The 19,090-nt window shown below is 54.9% G+C and carries 13 protein-coding genes and 1 pseudogene; 6 read left to right on the plus strand and 8 right to left on the minus strand.

The features are described from left to right. Positions 1-104 precede the first annotated feature (104 nt). Positions 105-497, plus strand: a complete 393-nt coding sequence (locus tag DW089_RS05680) for a metalloregulator ArsR/SmtB family transcription factor (protein ID WP_118286920.1) — start codon at positions 105-107, stop codon at positions 495-497. Between the two features lie 70 nt (positions 498-567). Here the strand turns inward: DW089_RS05680 and DW089_RS05685 are convergent, their stop codons facing one another. Continuing rightward, positions 568-2,034, minus strand: a complete 1,467-nt coding sequence (locus DW089_RS05685) for a C69 family dipeptidase (protein WP_105327353.1) — start codon at positions 2,032-2,034, stop codon at positions 568-570. 345 nt (positions 2,035-2,379) lie between these two features. On the opposite strand from DW089_RS05685, the gene DW089_RS05690 reads away from it, so the two are divergent. The 5 genes and pseudogenes from DW089_RS05690 to DW089_RS05710 all read left to right on the plus strand — a co-directional run bounded on the left by DW089_RS05690 (position 2,380) and on the right by DW089_RS05710 (position 7,345). Next, positions 2,380-3,675 (plus strand): ABC transporter substrate-binding protein, encoded by a 1,296-nt coding sequence (locus DW089_RS05690; RefSeq protein WP_105327352.1) that lies wholly within the window; start codon positions 2,380-2,382, stop codon positions 3,673-3,675. An 81-nt stretch (positions 3,676-3,756) separates the two neighbouring features. Further along, complete coding sequence (locus tag DW089_RS05695; protein ID WP_105327351.1) at positions 3,757-4,662, plus strand: carbohydrate ABC transporter permease; 906 nt, start codon at positions 3,757-3,759, stop codon at positions 4,660-4,662. Positions 4,663-4,674: 12 nt separating this feature from the next. Beyond that, positions 4,675-5,505: pseudogene (locus tag DW089_RS05700) on the plus strand (carbohydrate ABC transporter permease). Positions 5,506-5,519: 14 nt separating this feature from the next. Further along, positions 5,520-6,584 (plus strand): ABC transporter ATP-binding protein, encoded by a 1,065-nt coding sequence (locus tag DW089_RS05705; RefSeq protein ID WP_105327349.1) that lies wholly within the window; start codon positions 5,520-5,522, stop codon positions 6,582-6,584. Next, positions 6,581-7,345: a sugar phosphate isomerase/epimerase gene (locus tag DW089_RS05710; protein ID WP_105327348.1), complete on the plus strand. Its 765-nt coding sequence runs from the start codon at positions 6,581-6,583 to the stop codon at positions 7,343-7,345. Before DW089_RS05705 ends, DW089_RS05710 begins: the two co-directional genes overlap by 4 nt. A 64-nt stretch (positions 7,346-7,409) precedes the next feature. Here the strand turns inward: DW089_RS05710 and eno are convergent, their stop codons facing one another. The 7 genes from eno to guaA form a co-directional block, all read right to left on the minus strand. Further along, complete coding sequence (eno, locus tag DW089_RS05715; protein ID WP_105327347.1) at positions 7,410-8,696, minus strand: phosphopyruvate hydratase; 1,287 nt, start codon at positions 8,694-8,696, stop codon at positions 7,410-7,412. 11 nt (positions 8,697-8,707) lie between these two features. Beyond that, positions 8,708-10,237 (minus strand): 2,3-bisphosphoglycerate-independent phosphoglycerate mutase, encoded by a 1,530-nt coding sequence (gene gpmI, locus DW089_RS05720; protein ID WP_105327346.1) that lies wholly within the window; start codon positions 10,235-10,237, stop codon positions 8,708-8,710. An 8-nt stretch (positions 10,238-10,245) separates the two neighbouring features. Beyond that, on the minus strand, positions 10,246-12,171 hold the full coding sequence (gene tpiA / locus DW089_RS05725) for a triose-phosphate isomerase (protein WP_105327345.1): 1,926 nt from the start codon (positions 12,169-12,171) through the stop codon (positions 10,246-10,248). Between the two features lie 23 nt (positions 12,172-12,194). After that, entirely contained in the window at positions 12,195-13,199 is a 1,005-nt protein-coding gene (gene gap, locus DW089_RS05730; RefSeq protein WP_105327344.1) for a type I glyceraldehyde-3-phosphate dehydrogenase, read from the minus strand. Positions 13,200-13,211: 12 nt separating this feature from the next. Then, the gene (locus DW089_RS05735; RefSeq protein ID WP_105327343.1) at positions 13,212-14,285 is read right to left on the minus strand and encodes a sugar-binding transcriptional regulator; all 1,074 of its coding nucleotides are present in this window, start codon (positions 14,283-14,285) and stop codon (positions 13,212-13,214) included. Positions 14,286-14,968: 683 nt separating this feature from the next. After that, positions 14,969-17,236, minus strand: a complete 2,268-nt coding sequence (locus DW089_RS05740; protein WP_118286921.1) for a M13 family metallopeptidase — start codon at positions 17,234-17,236, stop codon at positions 14,969-14,971. Positions 17,237-17,538: 302 nt separating this feature from the next. After that, on the minus strand, positions 17,539-19,083 hold the full coding sequence (guaA, locus tag DW089_RS05745; protein ID WP_105327340.1) for a glutamine-hydrolyzing GMP synthase: 1,545 nt from the start codon (positions 19,081-19,083) through the stop codon (positions 17,539-17,541). Positions 19,084-19,090: the final 7 nt, after the last annotated feature.

Raw genomic sequence — 19,090 nt, forward strand, 5'->3', positions numbered from 1 at the left:
TCCGGCGAAAAAAATTCTTTTTAGCTATTTTCAGAAAACATACGATATTATGGTATAATGAATACTGACAAATCCATTATCAAAGCGAAGGGATGAAGATATGCATGGAAGCTCTGCCTCATGATCACGGTGAAAATCTCAATTACGTTTTGAAGGACCTGCCGGACCAAGCCAATTTTTCTGCTGTCTCCACACTGTTTGGCTGTTTATCCGACAACAATCGCATCAAGTTATTCTGGTTCCTGTGCCATTTTGAGGAATGCGTCATCAATCTGTCGGCCCTGATGCACATGAGCAGTCCTGCCCTGTCCCACCATTTGCGGCTGCTCCGGGAAAAAGGCCTGATTGTCAGCCGCCGTTCGGGCAAGGAAACCTACTACAAGGCAGCCAATACCGAAGAAGTCCGGCTGCTCCACCATATGATTGAACTACTGATTGACATTACCTGTCCCAAGGTAGAAAAACAGAAAGAAAATAAGGACGACGACCTGGATTAATGAAAAAGCCTTCAGGCTCCAGCACCGGGCTGGAACTTGAAGGCTTTTTTGCGTCTATTTTGCTGTTTGCTTAGGCGTCGGAACGGGCAAAGCTGTTTTTCATGCCGTTACTGGCTTCGTACAGGACCTTGCCCAGGGCTTTCTGGGTTTCTTCCTGGGCCATGGAGGCAATTTTGTCGTTCCACTGGGCCAGGGCTTCGCTGACGCCGTCCGCCGGCAGGTCCGCCTTATCCCCTTCCTGGAGCAGGGCACGGCCCTTGGCCGCTACGGCGTTCTGGTAGCGTTCAATGGCGCTGGCGGTGGCCGCATGGTGGCTATCTGCCAGGGCGCCGATCAGCCGGTTGGCCCAATAAAACTCGTGGGTATCGGGCAGCTCGCCGGTTTGGGACAGGTATTCCGGGGTCCGGTCCACATTGGCGTAGAAGGGCACGAAGGCATTGTACACGTTGCAGCCTTCGGCAATCCATTCCACGGCCATTTTTTCCGGCGGCATATAGGGCCGCAGCTGGGTCAGGGCCACAAAGTTGGTGCGGTTGATGCCGATAGGCCGGTATTTGCCCTTCTGGGCTTCGCTGCCCCGGCCATAGGGGTCGTAAGGGGTGCCCTGGTAATGGCTGCTGAGCAGGTATTTTACGTCTTCCACGGTCACTTTCCGGTCGGGGACCAGGGACCAGGGCAGGTCGTCATCTTCCGGGCGGAAAATGGCGTCGGGCCCTTCCCATTTGTAGCTGAAGGGGGCCAGATACCGGAGCATGAACCAGGCTCTGGGGGTATTGTAGGTATGGTCCGCATCATCGTGGCTGCCAAAGGCCAGCCGGCAATCAAACACCGTATCCTTGGCCAGTGGCACGTCCCGTTCCTCGTTCAGGGTCAGGTCCAGGTGGTTTTCCGTAATAAAGCTCAGCAGATCCTGGGAACACAGGTGTTCCTTCTGCTCCCCAAAGGCGTCGCACAGGTCAAAATAGTCGATGCCCTGCTGGTTTGGCATGACTACCACCTCATCATCGGGTACCCGTTTGGCAATCCAATGATGGCCGCCGATGCTTTCCAGCCACCAGATTTCGTTCACGTCCTGGAAGCCAATGCCGTTCATTTCATAGGTGCCGTAGGTTTCCAGCAGCTTCCCCAGCCGCAACACCCCTTCCCGGGCCGTGCGGATATAGGGCAGGACAAGTGTCAGCAGGTCTTCTTCCCCGATGCCGTCCTTGACCAGGGGGTCCGCTCCCAGCACCCGGGGATTGGAAGTAATGGTTTCCGTTTCGCTCATGGCCACGTTGCAGGCGTTGATGCCGGCTTCGCCCCAAATCCCTTCGTTATTCTGGGCATTGGGCATGGCCGTATAGCGCAGGGGGTTATCCGGCAGGGGAATCACCACTTTGGACAGTACGGCATGGTATTCCTTGGGCTGCTCCTCGGGCAGCACCGTAATGAATTTTTTGGGGGTAAATTGCCCGCTGGGGGAATCCTCGTTCCGGGCCATCAGGGTGGACCCGTCATAGCTTACATTCTTTCCTACCAGTAAGGTTGTACAAGGCATGGTTAAGACTCCTTTCAGAAACAAAAGGACTGCGCTGGGTGCTAGCCTGCGTCAGTCCTTTGCTGCATTATTTTCTTTTCATTCCCGTTACCATGGTCATCACAAAGGCAAAACAGGTGGCCCAAGCCCAAAATTTATGTTGTTTCATATGACTAACCTCCCAACAGTTTCCGTTATATGCCGCTAAAAATTATCTCATATTTTTATTTATTATAGCAGGACGCTTTGGAATTTTCAATCTAGTGAAATTTTACGGGAATTTTACCCCCTGTGCACAGGTTTCATACATGAACTTTTTATACTGGCTTTGTGACAAAACAAAAACCATTTCACAGGAGGAACACTATGAAATTATCCAAAACGTTGGCCTTGGCCCTGGCAGGGGTACTGTCCCTGGGCATTATGGGCTGCGGCTCCCAAGCAGGCACCGGCGGCTCGGCTGACAAGAAAGTCAAAATTGAATACTGGCATGTGGCTGCCGAAAACTTCGGCGGACAAACCGTGAAACAGCTGGTGGAAGAATTCAACAAATCCCACCCGGATATTGAAGTCACCGAAAAATACAATCCGGATATGTACAAGGGCCTGACCCAGAATCTCCAGGCAGCCCTGGCTTCCGGCAAAAACCCGGACGTGGTCCAAATGGGCTACAGCTATTTGAACTACGCCAACGATAACCTGAAGTACACGGATATCAACGAACTGGCCAACAAGTACGACAAGGGCTACCTCCAGGAAAACTTCCTGCCCAACGTGCTGGCCCTGGCCCAAACGGAAAGCGGCAAACAGATTGGTCTGCCCTACTCCGTATCCGTGCCCGTGCTCTACATCAACCCGGATCTGTTCCAAAAAGCCGGCCTTGACCCCAACAACCCGCCCAAGACCTGGTCGGAAGTGGCCAAAGACGCCGCCATCATTAAAGAAAAGACCGGCGACCCTGGCTTCTTCATGCAGGAATACGCCGACAACTGGGCCCAGCAGGCGCTCATCGAATCCAACGGCGGCCAAATGCTGAAGAAGGAAAACGGCAAAGTCCGCGCTGCCTTTGACAGCCCCGAAGCTGCCCAAGCCTACCAGCTGCTGGCAGATATGGTGAAAAACGGCAGCGGCCTCCACGCCACCAACGAAGAAGGCTTCCAGGCCTTTATCAGTGGCAAGGTGGGCATGGTCTGCACCACCATCGGCAAACGGGCCAACTTTGAAAAGAGCGCCAACTTCAAGGTCATTGCCGAACCCTTCCCCGTATTTGACGGCAAAGCCCGCAAGGTACCTGCCGGCGGCAACTTCCTGATGTGCTTCTCCAAGGATCCTGCCAAGCAAAAAGCAGCCTGGGAATTCATCAAATTCCTGGAATCCAAGGAAGCCCTGACCAAATGGAGCACCGGTACCGGCTACCTGCCGCCCCGCAAAGGCATGGATGCTGAAGGTTCCGCCTTCAAGAAAGTCATTGACGGCAACAAGAACATCCAAAACGCCCTGTCCACTATGCCTGACCTGGTTAAATGGGCCAGCTTCCCTGGTGCCAACGGTCTGAAAGCGGAACAGCTGCTGATCGACGTGCGAGATGTAATCTTGAGCGGTAAGGAATCCGCTGCAGATGCTTTGAAAGAAACCGCTGAAAAAGTGAACGCCCTGCTGTAGCAGGACTCTTGAGGACCGGGAGCTAGGGATGCTGGCTTCCCGGTCCTTTCCCTTATCTCTAAGCAAAGAAAGAAGGTTCCTATGAACACTCCGGTAAAATCCTCCAAAAGCCAGCTGGGCCGGGCGCTGCTGTTTATGCTGCCAGCCCTGGTGATTTTCGGGCTGTTCTACTACAAGCCCCTGGTGCAGAATGCGTACCTGAGCTTCTTCCAGTGGAATATGATCAGTCCCGATATGAAATATGTAGGTGGGCAAAACTACCAGGAGATTTTTGCCAGCACGGAATTTGCCAAGATTTTGGGCAATACCTTTACCCTGGCCGGCTTCCTCCTGATTTTCAACTTCCTGCTGCCCTATGTTTTTTCCTTCGTCCTGGCCTACCTGGTGCAGAACGAAAAGTTAAAGACCTTCTACCGCTCCGCCCTGTTCCTGCCCAGCACCATTTCCCTGGCTGTAGCCAGCATTATCTTCCTGTGGATGTACAATCCCCTGGCCGGCCCGGTGTCCCTGATTCTCCACTACTTTGGCGTAGAATCCCCCCGCTGGTTCAAGGAAGACGGCCTGGTAATTTTTGCCATTGCCACCATCATCGGCTGGAAGGCCTTTGGCTACAACCTGATTGTCCTTTTGGCCGCCATGGTGGCCGTACCCCGGGAGCTGATTGAAGCCGCCCGGCTGGAAGATGCTTCCAACTGGACCATCTTCCGGAAGATTATCGTTCCCATGACCTCCCCCACCGCCCTCTACGTGTTCACCATTACCATTATCTTTGGGCTCCAGTATATGCTGGTGCCGGTGAATATGCTGACCCAGGGCGGTCCGGACCAGGGAAGTTCCAATATTGTCTATATCGTTTACCAATACGCCCTGGTGTTTTTCCAGACAGGCAAATCCGCAGCCTTTGCCATGCTGTGTATGGCAGTGTATTTGATTTTCCTGGCGCTGAAGACCCGGTTCCTGGACAAACGTGTCCACTACGAAAACTAAAAGGAGGCTGCCATGAAAAAACCATCTGCGGGTACAAGCCCCCTTTGGAACCTGCTGCTGCTTTTTGCCGTACTGCTGACCCTGTACCCCCTGCTGTTCATGTTTACCACGTCCTTTAAAAGCATGAACCAGATTTTTGCAGCATCCCTGAACCCCTTTGCCTGGCCCCCCACCTGGGACAACTACGAGGTGGTGCTGGACCGTTTTCCCTTCTTCATTTTCCTGGGAAACACCTTCTTCATTGCCTGCATCGTCACCGTGGGCAAGTTGGTAACCAGTACCCTGGCGTCCTTTGTCTTTGTGTACTACGACTTTAAGGGCCGGGAAACCCTGTTTAATGCCATGCTGCTGACCTTTTTCATTCCCACCACCGTGCTGATTATGCCCAACTACCTGCTCATGAGCCAGCTGGGGCTGTTAAATACCCCCTGGGGCGTCATTCTGCCCAGCCTGGCAGACGGCATGGGGATTTTCCTCCTGCGCCAGACCATGCGGGGCATTCCCAAGGCACTGTTGGAAGCGGCGGTGCTGGAAAACGCCGGGGCCCTGACCATTTTGCGGAAGATTGTCTTCCCCCTGGTAAAGCCCTCCGCCCTGGCCATTGGGATTTTCTTCTTCATCAACTCCTGGAACGAATACTTCTGGCCCCTCTAGATTCTCCAGGACCGGGACAACTACACCCTGCCCCTGGCCCTCCAGATGTTCATCAGCGCCGAAGGGGGCAGTGAATGGGGCATCGCCATGGCCGTAGCCATGCTGACCAGCGTGCCGCCCCTGATCCTGTATCTGTTCTGCCAAAAATTTATTCTCAATACCTTCATGCAGTCCGGCATGAAGGGCTGAAAGGAAGGTACTCCATGTCTGAGCCCCAATACAGTTTGACCTTTAAGCACGTATCCAAAGTCTACGGGAAAGTCCAGGTGGTCCGGGACCTGAACCTGTCCATCCGCCAGGGGGAGCGGCTGATTCTTTTGGGCCCCTCCGGCTGCGGCAAAACCACTACCCTGCGCATGATTGCCGGTCTGGAATCCATTACCAGCGGTGACCTTTATATGGGCGACCAGCGGGTCAACGACGTGGCCCCCGGCAAGCGGAATATTGCCATGGTGTTCCAGAGCTACGCCCTGTTCCCCCACATGACCGTGTGGGACAACATCACCTTTGGCCTGCACCTGCAAAAGCTGCCGGAAGAAGAAATCCGAAACCGCACCCAGCAGGTTATCGAGCTGCTGGACCTGGAGGGCCTGACCCAGCGTTACCCCAAGGAGCTGTCCGGGGGCCAGAAGCAGCGGGTGGCCCTGTGCCGGGCCCTGGTAAAGCAGTCCCCCTACTTTCTCTTGGATGAACCCCTGTCCAACCTGGACGCCAAGCTCCGGCAGCAGGCCCGGACCCAGCTGGTAAAGCTCCACGAAATCTACCACCCCACCATGATCTACGTAACCCATGACCAGGTGGAAGCCATGACCGTGGCCCAGCGGATTGCCATTATCAACCAGGGCATCTTGCAGCAGATTGGCACTCCAGAGGACGTGTACCACCGGCCGGCCAACACCTTTGTGGCCCAGTTCATCGGCACCCCGGCCATGAACCTGATTCGGGCCAAGGTCAGCACCGATGTGCTGATCTGGGGCAAGCACCGGCTCCAGGTACCGGCCCCCTATGCGGAGAAGCTCCACGCCCGGGACGAAATTATCCTGGGCATCCGACCGGAAAAATGCCATTTTGCCCCGGACGCCATGCTCCCCGCCGTCCGCAGCTACGCCGAAAACCTGGGCAGCCACTGGATTACGTATCTGACCCTGCCGGACGGTACGGACCTGCGGCTAAGCACCGCCGCCCCCATGCCGGAAAATGCCCCCGGCATCAGCTTTGCCTGGGAAGATACCTGTTTCTTTGATGCAGAAAGCGAGGTTCTACTATGAAACTGTCCGTCAGCGACCTGGCCTACGCCGGCTTCCGCTTCCACGACTTCTGTAAATTGGACAAGGCCTACGGGCTGGAATTCTTCTACGAGTTTGGCACCCCGGCCTACTGGGATGCGGTGCTGCCCCAAATGACCGACCAGCGCCATAACGGCATCAGCGTCCACGGCCCCTGCGTCCAGGTGAATCTGGCGGCCCCGGACGAAACCCATTACCTGAACGTGTTTCTGGACACCTTCCGCTACGCTGCCAAAATCCAGGCGGAGTTTGTGGTGATCCACACCAACGAGGCCCTGCCCCAGGAAGAAACCCTGGAAACCCTGCGGCTCCGGGTTTGGCGGAAGCTGTCCACCCTGCTGAAAATCAGCGAGGAAGCGGGGATTCCCCTGGTCATCGAGAACGTAGGCCTGCGGCCCTATAACAACGTACTGTTTGACTGGGAACACTTCTCCGCCCTAAAGGAAATTTTCCCGGAAGCCTTCTTCCTGCTGGACACGGGCCACGCCCATGTCAACGGCTGGAACCTGACGGAGGTGCTGCGGGAGTTTGGCCCCCGGCTCTTGGGCTGCCACGTCCACGACAACGATGGCCAGGGCGACCAGCACCTGCCTGTGGGCTCCGGCACCATCAGCTGGCCCGGCTTCTTTAGCGGCGTGAAGAAGTTCGCTCCCCAGGCCCGGCTGGTCCTGGAATACGCCAGCCTGCCCACCGAAGGCATGAACCTGCACCTGGCCGGTCTGTGCAAACGCTACACCCTGTAACTAGAACGTAAAAATCCCCTGCCTTGGAACTTTCCAAAGCAGGGGATTTTTCTATCCCGAAGGATTATTTCTTCAAATTGTAGAATACCTTCAGGCCGTTGTATTGGGCAGCAGCACCCAGATCTTCTTCGATCCGCAGCAGCTGGTTGTACTTGGCCACCCGGTCGGTCCGGCAGGGTGCACCGGATTTGATTTGGCCGGCGTTGACGCCTACTACCACGTCAGCAATGGTGGTGTCTTCCGTTTCACCGCTTCTGTGGGAAACGATGGCGGTGTAGCCAGCCCGTTTGGCCATTTCAATGGCAGACAGGGTTTCGGTCAGGGTACCAATCTGGTTCAATTTGATCAGAATGGCATTGGCTACGCCCAGTTCGATGCCTTTGGCCAACCGTTCTACGTTGGTCACGAACAGGTCGTCGCCCACAATCTGGACCTTCTTGCCCAGCTTGTCGGTGAGCAGCTTCCAACCGTCCCAATCGTCTTCTGCCAGACCATCTTCGATGGAGATAATGGGATACCGGTCAGCCAGGTCGGCGTACCAGTCCACCATTTCGGCAGAGGTCTTTACCACGCCTTCGCCCTTCAGGTCGTATTTGCCATCGGTGTACAGTTCGCTGGCAGCGGTATCGATGGCCAGCATCACTTCTTCACCGGGTTTGTAGCCAGCCTTTTCAATGGCTTCTACAATGACCTGCAAGGCTTCTTCGTTGGATTCCAGGTTAGGAGCAAAGCCGCCTTCGTCGCCTACAGCGGTAGCCAGGCCCCGGCCCTTCAGCACTTTCTTCAGGGCTTGGTAAATTTCCGCGTTGATGCGCAGGGCTTCTGCGAAGCTGTCAGCGCCAACGGGCATAACCATAAATTCCTGGATGTCCACGTTGTTGTCTGCATGGGCACCGCCGTTCAGGATGTTCATCATGGGCACCGGCAGTTCCTTGGCGTTAACGCCGCCCAGGTATTGGTACAGAGGTAGACCCAGGGACTCGGCAGCAGCCTTGGCCACAGCCAGGGAAGCGCCCAGGATGGCGTTGGCACCCAGACGGCCCTTGTTGGGGGTGCCGTCCAGCCGGATCAGCATTTCGTCGATTTCTACCTGACGGGTAGGATCCAGGCCAATCAAGGCATCGGCAATGGTCTCATTGACGTTTTCCACAGCCTTGTTGACGCCTTTGCCGCCGAAGCGTTTGGCATCTCCATCCCGCAGTTCTACAGCTTCGTGCACGCCGGTAGAAGCGCCGGAAGGAACCGCAGCGCGGCCCACCGTACCGTCGTCCAGCAGTACGTCTACTTCAACCGTAGGATTGCCCCGGGAGTCCAGGATTTCTCTTGCGCATACATTTTCAATAATTGGCATATTTTCCACCTCTATTTATGTACTAACAAACTGTGGCCGGTCATTGCTGCCGGTTTGTCCAAACCTAAAATATCCAGCAGGGTGGGCGCAATATCCGCCAGCCCGCCGTTTTCCACCTTCACCTCGGGGCCTTGTCCCACTACCAGGAAGGGCACCGGGTTGGTGGTATGGGCCGTCATGGGGGCGTGGGTAATGGGGTCTTCCATTTCTTCCACGTTGCCATGGTCAGCCGTAATGCACACTGTGCCGTGCTGGCGCAGGATTTCTTCTACCAGACCGCCTACACATTCGTCCACGGCTTCCACTGCGGCTACCGCAGCCTTAAAGGAGCCGGTATGGCCCACCATATCCGGGTTGGCAAAGTTCAAAATCACCAGCTGGTACTTTTCGCTTTCCAGGGCTTCCTTGAGCTTTTCCGTAACCAGATAGGCACTCATTTCCGGCTGCAAATCGTAGGTTGCCACCTTGGGAGAGGGCACGAGAATCCGGTCTTCGCCAGCGAAGGGCTGTTCCCGGCCGCCGTTAAAGAAGAAGGTCACGTGGGCGTACTTCTCGGTTTCGGCTATGTGCAGCTGCTTCAGGCCCGCCTTGGAAACGGTTTCTGCCAGGGTATCGTTGATTTCTTCCGGCGGGAAAGCCACCGGCGCAGCAATGCCCTTTTCGTATTCCGTCATACAGACAAAATGCACCGGATAGGCTTCCTGAGGCCGGGCAAAGGCCGTAAAGTCCGCATCTGTAAAGGCATGGGTCAGTTCCCGGGCCCGGTCCGGGCGGAAGTTGAAGAAAATCACGCTGTCCCCGGCTTTCACCGGAGCAAAGGCTCCCTTCACCTGGAAGGGCACCACAAATTCATCGGTCTTGCCGGCTTCGTAGGAAGCCTTGAGACCTGCGGCGGCACTGTCATAGCTGGGAGCTTCCGTTCCCGTCATAGCAGCGTACACCTTTTCCACCCGTTCCCAGCGTTTATCCCGGTCCATGGCGTAGTACCGACCGGAAACGGTGGCAATACGGCCCAGACCCAGTTCCTGGCAGGCTTTTTCCAGTTGTTCCAGGTACACCCCAGCACTTTGGGGCGGCGTATCCCGGCCGTCCAGGAAAGCGTGGATGCATACCTGCTCCACTCCCTGCTTTTTGGCCATGGTCAAAAGTCCCAGCAGGTGGTCAATATGGCTGTGGACACCGCCGTCACTGAGGAGCCCCATGAGATGCAGGGTCTTCCCAGGTGCCTTGGCCTGCTCCATAGCCTGGAGCAGCACCGGGTTCTTTTCCAGGGAGCCGTCTTTCACCGCCCGGGTAATCCGGGTCAGGCTCTGGTACACAATCCGGCCGGAGCCGATACTCAGATGGCCCACTTCGGAGTTGCCCATCTGGCCGTCAGGGAGCCCCACCGCTTCCCCGGAGCACAGAAGCTCACTATGGGGATACCGGTTGAAATAAAAATCCAAATGGGGCGTCCGGGCACAGAAAGCCGCATTGGTTGGACCGGGCGGAGCAATGCCCCACCCGTCCAGAATCATCAGTACAGCAAGTTTACTACTCATAAGCCGCCTCAAAACGTGTTGGCAATGGCGGAGAAGTCTTTGGCAGACAGGCTGGCGCCGCCTACCAGAACCCCATCGATGCCGTCTTCATGGAAGGCATGGGCATTTTCGCTGGTCACGCTGCCGCCGTACAGAATACGGGTGTAGCGGGCTACGTCCTTGCCAAACTTCTTGGCCACTTCGCTGCGGATCAGTTCGGCAGCCGCTACGGCATCACGCACTTCGGCGCTCTTGCCGGTGCCAATGGCCCAAACCGGTTCGTAGGCAACCAGCAGGCGCTTGGCCTGTTCGTCGGTGAGTACCTGGAGCACGGGCAGCAGCTGGGACAAAATCTTGTCCTTGGTGGAGCCTTTTTCGTGTTCGTCAGCGTCTTCCCCTACGCACAGGATGGGATCCAGGTCGTTGCGATAGGCAGCCAGCACTTTTTTCACAATCAGGTCGTTGGTTTCCCCGAAGAATTTTCTCCGTTCGGAATGGCCTACGATAACGTACTGGGAACCGATTTCGGCAATCATCTTGCCGGAAACGGCACCGGTGTAGGCACCTTCGTCTTCGTAGAACAGGTCTTGGGCGCCGTAGCCCAGGCCTGCGTCGTCCACTACTGCGGCTACGGATTCCAGCGCCGTAAAGGGCGGGAACAGCACCACTTCACATCTGGCTTCTTCCGTGCTGTGGAGCACTTCGTGTGCCAGTTGCAGGGCTTCGTCCACGGTCTTGTTGCATTTCCAGTTGCCAGCCACAATGGGGGTTCTCAGGTCATCCAGGGAAGCCAGGCCCGGCAGGACCTTGCCTTCCAGGTATTCCAGGGAAGCACCGCCGCCCGTGGAAACGTGGCTCATCTTGTCGTCCAGGCCCATTTGTTTTACGGCTGCAGCACTATCGCCGCCGCCTACAATGGTAATCCCTTCGGAAGCAGCCATAGCTTCGGCCACCCGGCGGGTGCCTTCCGCGTAGTTGGGCATTTCGAATACGCCCATAGGACCGTTCCACACAATGGTCTTCATGCCGGCCAGGGTCTTGGCGTACAGCTCAGCCGTTTTGGGGCCGATATCCAGGGCCATGTATTCCGGATTCAGTTTATCCAGGTCTTCTGCTTCGTGTTCTGCGTTATTGTCAAATTTCTCGGCCATAATCAGGTCCACCGGCAGGAGCATTTTGGTGTTTTGGGCTGCTGCTTCGGCCAAAAGGTCCTTGGCAATACCCAGGCTTTCTTTTTCCACCAGGGATTTGCCCAGGTTATAGCCTTGGGCAGCCAGGAAGGTGTTGGCCATGCCGCCGCCAATGAGGATTACGTCAGCCTTTTTGATCAGGCTGCGGATAACCCCGATTTTGTCGGCTACCTTGGCGCCGCCGATGATGGCAGCAAAGGGACGCTGGGGTTTATCCACAGCGTTGCCCAGGTAGGCAATTTCCTTTTCCAGCAGGAAGCCAGCTACAGCCGGCAGATAATGGGTGATGCCTTCTACGGAAGCGTGGGCCCGGTGGGATACGCCAAAGCCGTCGTTGACGTACACATCCCCCAGGGAAGCCAGTTCCTGGGCAAAGTCCAGATCATCTTTTTCTTCTTCCGGATGGAAGCGCAGGTTTTCCAAAAGCAGGATATCCCCGGGCTGCAGCACTTCAGCAGCCTTTTGGGCAACAGGTCCAATGCAGTCCTCGGCAAATTTCACCGGCCGATGGATCATGTTGGACAGGCATTCTGCCACAGGCTTCAGGCTGTATTTGGGGTTTACCTTGCCTTTGGGCCGTCCCAGATGCGCCAGCAGAATGACTGCAGCGCCCTGGTCCAGCAGGTAGTACAGGGTAGGCAGGGAAGCTTCGATACGAATCACATCCGTAATCTCCCCCTGGTCGTTCATGGGGACGTTATAGTCCACCCGCACCAGTGCCTTTTTCCCTTTCAGATCAATATCTTTGACCGTCTTTTTTTCCATGGATGGTTGTACCCGCCTTTCTCTTACAGACCTTTTTTGGCTACGAAGATGGCCAGTTCAACCAAACGGTTGGAATAACCCCATTCGTTGTCGTACCAGGAAACTACTTTGGCGGTCTTGGGACCAACCATCATGGTGGACAGGCCGTCAACAATGGAGCTCAGCGGGCAGCCGCTGTAGTCTTTGGAAACCAGGGGCAGTTCGTTGTAGCCCAGAATGCCCTTCATGGTGGTTTCGGAAGCAACTCTCATGGCTTCGTTGATTTCTTCTTTGGTGGTTTCTTTCTTCAGGTTCACTACCAGGTCGGTCAGGGAAACGTCCGGAGTCGGGACGCGGATGGCCATACCGTTCAGTTTGCCTTTCAGTTCAGGCAGTACCAGGGCGATGGCTTTGGCAGCGCCGGTGGTGGTAGGAATGATGGAGCAGGCGCCGGCACGGGCACGTCTCAGGTCCTTATGGGCAGCGTCCAGAATCTTCTGGTCGTTGGTGTAGGAGTGAACGGTGGTCATCATGCCGTTTTCAATGCCGAAGTTGTCCAGCAGTACTTTGGTGAAAGGAGCCAGGCAGTTGGTGGTGCAGGAAGCATTGGAAATGATGTTATGTTTTGCCGGATCGTATTGGTCTTCGTTAACGCCCAGTACGATGGTGATGTCTTCGTTTTTGGCCGGAGCGGCAATCAGGACTTTCTTGGCGCCGTTGTCCAGATGGGGTTGTACCTGTTCACGGCTCTTGAATTTGCCGGTGGTTTCCAGTACAACATCTACGCCCAGTTCGCCCCAGGGAATTTCTTTGGGGTCGGTGTAATGGGTGAATTTGATGGCTTTGTCGCCAACGTGCATGATGTCGCCGTCAACCCGTACGTCCAGATCAAAGGTACCATGGACGGAATCGTATTTCAGCAGATGGGCATAGGTGTCAATCCCAGAACGGGCGTTGACTGCAACCACTTCTACTTCCGGGTTCTTTACAGCAATGCGCAGAGCGCAGCGACCAATACGACCAAAACCGTTAATACCAACTTTTACCATTTTTCATTCCTCCTAAATGTTATCCAGCTTATGATTGTTTTCCATCTGTAAACAATTGATGATTTCCCGGGCTGCTGCCTCGTCGGTTACCAGGATATCCTGTTTGCCGCTGCGCAGCACGGAAAGGATGGCCGGTCCCTTGGAATGGCCCCCGGCAATGCCCATGACCGTATGAATCTTTTCCAGATCGTTGACCATCAGGCCCAGGGTATCCGTACTATAGACCACCCTGCCATCCAAACTAAAATATTGGCCCAGGGCTTCCCCTACGGCCCCCTCCTCTTTCAGGCGGGCAATGATGCAGGGATCTACGCCCCGCTTTTCGGCCATGACCTGGGCTTGTCCCATGCCATGGACCAGGATGTCAGCACTTTTGATGGTTTCCACCACCTGCTTCACCCCTGCGTCTTCTTCCAGAATCTTGTCCAGCACGTCCTCACTGACGCTGTCGGGAACGTACAGCTGCAGGTACTTGGTTTTCAACCGGCCTGCCAGCACCGTGGCAATGGTATTGGCCTGGAGTTCCATTTTGTCCCCCAGTCCGCCCCGGGCAGGCACTACCGTGCAATGGGGTTCATTGCCGTAGATGTTTTCGGCAAGAGCCGCCATGGTGGTACCCCCGGTAACCGCCACAATATGGGCTTTGTGGTCCCCCAGCAGCCGCAGCAGGATGCCCGCTGCCACCCGGCCAATTTCCCGGGTGCCCACCGGATCCAGGTCTGCATCTCCTGGAATCACCACTGCTTTCTGCAAATGGAGCTTTTCTTCCAGGAGCTGGGCCAGGGACGACAATTTTTGCAGACGGTTCACATAGTCCTGCAATTCCTGCAGCAGGGCAGCGCCTTCTTCTGTAATGCTCATCCCCGTCAGGGAGAAGTCCAAAAGACCTGCCTCCTTGAGAAAATCCACATGGGAGCGCAGGATCCGTTCGCTGATTCCCAGGGTCTTGGCCAAAGTACGCCGCCCTACGGGCTGGTCGTGGCTGATCTGGCGCAGTACCTTGTAGCGCTCAATCAGCAGCTGGACCATTTCCGGAACCAGTTTGTTTTGTAGATTGATTACTTGATCCAAGCTCATTGGTTTCATATCTGTCCCCCGTGGTACTTTTTACGTCCCACCTTCACTGAAAAAAATAAAGTCACATTGCTCCGCCTCTATTATATCATATCCCTTCAGCCTTGCCACTGTTTTTATGGGCGGCACAGGAGTACGCAAGCACGGACAGCCTGCCACAGATTATCATTTTCAGCTTTCGAAAATAAGAATAGTGTCAATTCTTCTTAATTGGCCCCTGTGATAGCCTTCCAAGGAGCAAGCACGGCAGTGCGCGGCTGCTCGCAGAGCACGGCGAACCGTTAAGCAGACAAGTGAAGAAACTTCCTTTGGGGCTGTAAAAAGATTAAACTTCCTCAGTCATCCCTTCGGGATGCCAGCCCCTGAGTGGTTCGCATTATGCCAATCAGCTTCGCTCTCCGAGCTCGCTTCTTGGAATGCTATCACATGGCTCATATTAACCAATAGTCCCTTAAAAAGCTGATGGACTATTGGATATGAGCGCAACGCTTGTAGGGGCCGCTCCTATCCAACAGGTTTCTGTTTCTTACCGATGCTAATGCTACATTCCAGCTGGTGATTGACCGATAGCGGTTTGAATGCCTTCTTCAAGCGTCACGAGCTTAACCAAGGAAGTTTCCCCTTCTCCCCACAACCAAGTCAGCCCGGGAAGCACTGCTCCCCGGGCTGGTCTTTAGCTGATAAGCAAAGCATTTCTACCACACCAGAATCCGGTCCTCCGGATCCAGGTACATGGTATCGCCTTTCTTCACGTGATACGTCCGATAGAATTCATCGAACTGCTGCAAGGTCACATTAATCCGCAGGTACGACAGCGGGTGCACATCGTGATACAGGATGTACTTGATGGCCTGGGGCGTGGCCAGATAGGCCCAGATTTTGGCGTAGGCCCGGAAGAACCGGTCGTAGTCCGCATTGGGTTTCTGGGCCAGAATGGACAGCATAGCCTTCAGTCCCGTCATATCCGCAATGGCTTCCGTCTGAATAAAAGCCCCGTTCAGATGAATCCCGTCAAAGGGCACAATGTTGTCATAATACTCCCGTACCCTCTTAGCCCGATCCTGGAACTTTTCGTAGTCCACCTTGGTCCACCAATTTCTCAGGTTCCCCTTCTCATCAAACTGGGCCCCGTTGGTATCAAAGGCGTGGGTGATTTCGTGCCCAATTACGGCGCCAATACCCCCGTACAGCTCCTCGTCCGCCATACCCGGCACATAGAACGGCGGATTCAGGATACCCACCATGATGTTGATGGAATTGTCCAAAGGATAATAGGAAGCGTTGCACTGGAGGATGTTCTGGTTCCAGTCATCCGGATCCACCTTGGTATCCACCCGGTCAAAGGCCCGTTCCAGGGCAAACAGCTTGCACTTGCGCTGAGCCTCCCAGAAGGAATCCTGGGAAATGTCCAGGGACCCGTAGTCGTAGAACTTATTAGGGTAAGCCGCGTGGATTACCATGTGGTCCAGCTTTCGCAGGGCCATCTGCCGGGTTGCGTCAGACAACCAGGTTTCCTCCTGGAGCATGGTCCGGTAGTAGGAAATAATCTTTTTGCACAGATTCGTAATATCCGCTTTCATTTGGGGCGACGCATAGCTGGCCAGGTACACCTGTTCCAGGGGCTCCAGCAGATCCCGCTTCACTTCCCGCAGGGCCAGCCGTTCGTCCGAAGGCCGGCCAAAGCCAAAGTTCATCTTGTTGAATTCCCAGCCTACATCATCTGCTGCCCGGTCCAGGGATTGCAGCCGGCTCAGTACCAGCCGCACCAGCATATCATTTTTGAACCGATTCAGGTTTCTTTGCGTATACAGCTGGTTAAAACCTCTCAAATACGCCGGATGCTCCACATTGATGACCTTGGCCTTATCCATTCTCCGGGTGACAAAATACGCATGGAGCGGATAATTGGGCACCAGGGCTTCCACCTGAGCTGGGGTCATGGGGTTCCGGTTCATGGCGATAAAGTTCTGGGAAAGCTTGTCCTCGCTGGTATAGACATATTCCGCCAGCTCAGCTTCCAGCTCCAGGGCATCCTTGTACATGGCAACGGCGTCCTTTTGGGTATACCCCAGCCGCTCCATCATCTTGCCAAAAGCCAGCTGGTTGGCCTCATTCCGGCGCCGGCCCACGTCCGTCCGCACGGTAAACTCGGTGGTAAAGCCCAGCAGCGTGTCAAACCCATCCTGAATCCCTACCCCATAGACAGAGGTATCCTCCCATTGGGGCATGACGTAGCTGATAATGTAGTTGGGATAAAGCAGCCCTTCCCGGCTGCTGAGCAGTTTGGACAGTTCGCCCAGGGTCTTGACGTTCTGAATGGCTGCCATTTCCTGTTTCAGGGGCTGCACCCCCAGTTTGTTCCGGGCGTCCCAGTCCAAATATTTATGATACAAAGCCTGGACCAGCTCCGCATTGTGCCCGGTCAGGGACGAATCCTGCAAAAGGCCGTGGAGCTTCTGGTTCATCACTTCTTCCGCATCATCAAAAGCGCCCTTTTCTACTTTGTCGGGCTTGATTTCGCTGGTGAGAATCCATTGCTTGTTGGCGTAAATGCTGTAGTCTTCCCCAGGGGAAGCAGGCGTGTTCGCCGTCACATTACTTTTGGCATTGGAATCCACCCACGGATGCCCGCCCTTGAGATTGATGCCGCTGTCGTTACTGCTGCTGGCCGTGGTGCTAATAGGCTGCACCTGGGGCTTGGGCTCGTCCGGGGACTTCTCTCCGCCGCAAATGCTCAGCTTGTTCGTATGGGTAATAATGGGAACGGGCAGCAGCTCATCCTCCAGGGGCACCTTGGTAATGCCAATATCCAAAACGGGCATAGCCTCAGATTTAAGGGCTGCTTGGGGGAACACGGGGCCCATTCTTACGCAGGGTCCGACGGCCTGAACTTGACCGCCTGGCAGCAAACCTGCCAAAAGAAGCGCCAGCAGAACCTGTACGATTCTTTCTTTTCCTTTCATAAGAATCCCCCCTCTATCCAAACTGTAGAGGAAAGCTCCCCTACAGGTATAAAGAAATTGCTGAAAATTCTACTATCCTCTATTGTTATTATAAGCGTTTTCCGGAAATAGTGCAATTTTATAAATAACATTATGTACAACAGGGGTTGACCATGCCCTAGAGTGTCATTATTAGAGCAAATTTCTAGGAAATAGAAGCCCACCCTCTGTACGCATCCAGTGGACATTTATCGTCCATTTCAACCAAAAAGAAACCCCTGCAAAAGCCCTTTCAGGCCCTTGCAGAGGTTTTACGTTTTGTTTTATTCCCACTCGATGGTTGCAGGCGGTTTGCTGGTGATATCATAGACCACCCGGTTTACGCCCGGTACTTCGTTGACAATGCGGCGGGATACCAGATCCAGTACATGGTACGGAATATGGGACCAGTCGCTGGTCATGCCATCGGTGCTGTTTACGGCACGGAGGGCAATGGTGTTGCTGTAGGTCCGGAAGTCACCCATAACCCCTACGCTGCGGATATTGGGCAGGCAGGCAAAATACTGCCAGATGGAACGGTCCAGACCGGCGTTGGCAATTTCCTCACGGAAAATGGCATCGGCTTCCCGTACAATCTTCAGCTTTTCTTCGGTCACTTCACCCAGTACCCGGATGGCCAGGCCAGGACCCGGGAAGGGCTGGCGCCATACCAGTTCAGAAGGAATGCCCAGTTCTTCGCCTACGGCGCGCACTTCGTCCTTGAACAGTGCCCGCAGAGGTTCAATCAGGCCCAGGTTCATGTCCTTGGGCAGGCCGCCTACGTTATGATGGCTCTTAATGGTGGCAGAGGTGCCGGTACCGCCGGATTCTACTACGTCCGGATAAATGGTGCCCTGTACCAGATAGTCCACGTGGCCGATTTTCTTGGATTCTTCTTCAAATACGCGAATGAATTCTTCGCCGATGATTTTCCGTTTGGTTTCCGGATCGCTGACGCCTTTCAGCTTGCTCAGGAACCGTTCCTGGGCGTTGACCCGGATCAGGTTCATGTCGAAATCTCTCTTGAAGATTTGTTCTACCTGGTCGCCTTCGTCCTTGCGCAGCAGACCGTGGTCTACGAATACGCAGGTCAGCTGCTTGCCCACAGCCTTGTGGACCAGTACAGCAGCTACGGAGGAATCCACGCCGCCGCTCATGGCGCACAGTACGTTCTTGTCCCCTACCTTTTCCCGGATTTCCGCAATCTGGGTCTGGGCAAAGGAAGACATGGTCCAGTCGCCTTTCAGGTCGCAGATGTTGAACAGGAAGTTGCTGAACATTTGCTTGCCAAAGGGAGTATGCATAACTTCCGGGTGGAGCTGCACGCCGTACAGTTTCTTGTCCTCGTTCATCATGGCAGCTACCGGGCATTCGGTGGTATGGGCGATGACGGTAAAGCCTTCCGGCACCTTTTCCACATAGTCCTGGTGGCTCATCCAGCAGATATTGTTCTTTTCCAGTCCGGAGAACAAACGGGTTTCGTTATCCAGCACGATGGCCGTTTTCCCGTATTCGCCGCTGCCTGCGTGAGTCACTACGCCGCCCAGGGTCTTGGCCATGAACTGATGGCCGTAGCAGATACCCAGAACAGGAATCCCCATTTTGAACACGCCTGCGTCAACGGCAGGGGTATTTTCGGCATATACACTGTTGGGGCCGCCGGATAAAATAATGGCTTTCGGTTTCTTTGCTTCGATTTGTTCCAGGGTGTACGTATAAGGAATGATTTCGCAATACACATTGCATTCCCGTACCCGTCTGGCAATCAGCTGGCTGTATTGGGCGCCAAAGTCAACGACCAGGACAACCTCATGCTGTAAATTTTCCATACCCATT

The organism is Acidaminococcus sp. AM05-11, from assembly GCF_003472805.1.
Lineage (GTDB): Bacteria > Bacillota > Negativicutes > Acidaminococcales > Acidaminococcaceae > Acidaminococcus > Acidaminococcus hominis.

Coding starts and splice junctions, on each gene's coding strand:
- DW089_RS05680 (WP_118286920.1), top strand. CDS start 105: ATGGAAGCTCTGCCTCATGATCACGGTGAAAATCTCAATTACGTTTTG.
- DW089_RS05685 (WP_105327353.1), bottom strand. CDS start 2,034: ATGCCTTGTACAACCTTACTGGTAGGAAAGAATGTAAGCTATGACGGG.
- DW089_RS05690 (WP_105327352.1), top strand. CDS start 2,380: ATGAAATTATCCAAAACGTTGGCCTTGGCCCTGGCAGGGGTACTGTCC.
- DW089_RS05695 (WP_105327351.1), top strand. CDS start 3,757: ATGAACACTCCGGTAAAATCCTCCAAAAGCCAGCTGGGCCGGGCGCTG.
- DW089_RS05705 (WP_105327349.1), top strand. CDS start 5,520: ATGTCTGAGCCCCAATACAGTTTGACCTTTAAGCACGTATCCAAAGTC.
- DW089_RS05710 (WP_105327348.1), top strand. CDS start 6,581: ATGAAACTGTCCGTCAGCGACCTGGCCTACGCCGGCTTCCGCTTCCAC.
- eno (WP_105327347.1), bottom strand. CDS start 8,696: ATGCCAATTATTGAAAATGTATGCGCAAGAGAAATCCTGGACTCCCGG.
- gpmI (WP_105327346.1), bottom strand. CDS start 10,237: ATGAGTAGTAAACTTGCTGTACTGATGATTCTGGACGGGTGGGGCATT.
- tpiA (WP_105327345.1), bottom strand. CDS start 12,171: ATGGAAAAAAAGACGGTCAAAGATATTGATCTGAAAGGGAAAAAGGCA.
- gap (WP_105327344.1), bottom strand. CDS start 13,199: ATGGTAAAAGTTGGTATTAACGGTTTTGGTCGTATTGGTCGCTGCGCT.
- DW089_RS05735 (WP_105327343.1), bottom strand. CDS start 14,285: ATGAAACCAATGAGCTTGGATCAAGTAATCAATCTACAAAACAAACTG.
- DW089_RS05740 (WP_118286921.1), bottom strand. CDS start 17,236: ATGAAAGGAAAAGAAAGAATCGTACAGGTTCTGCTGGCGCTTCTTTTG.
- guaA (WP_105327340.1), bottom strand. CDS start 19,083: ATGGAAAATTTACAGCATGAGGTTGTCCTGGTCGTTGACTTTGGCGCC.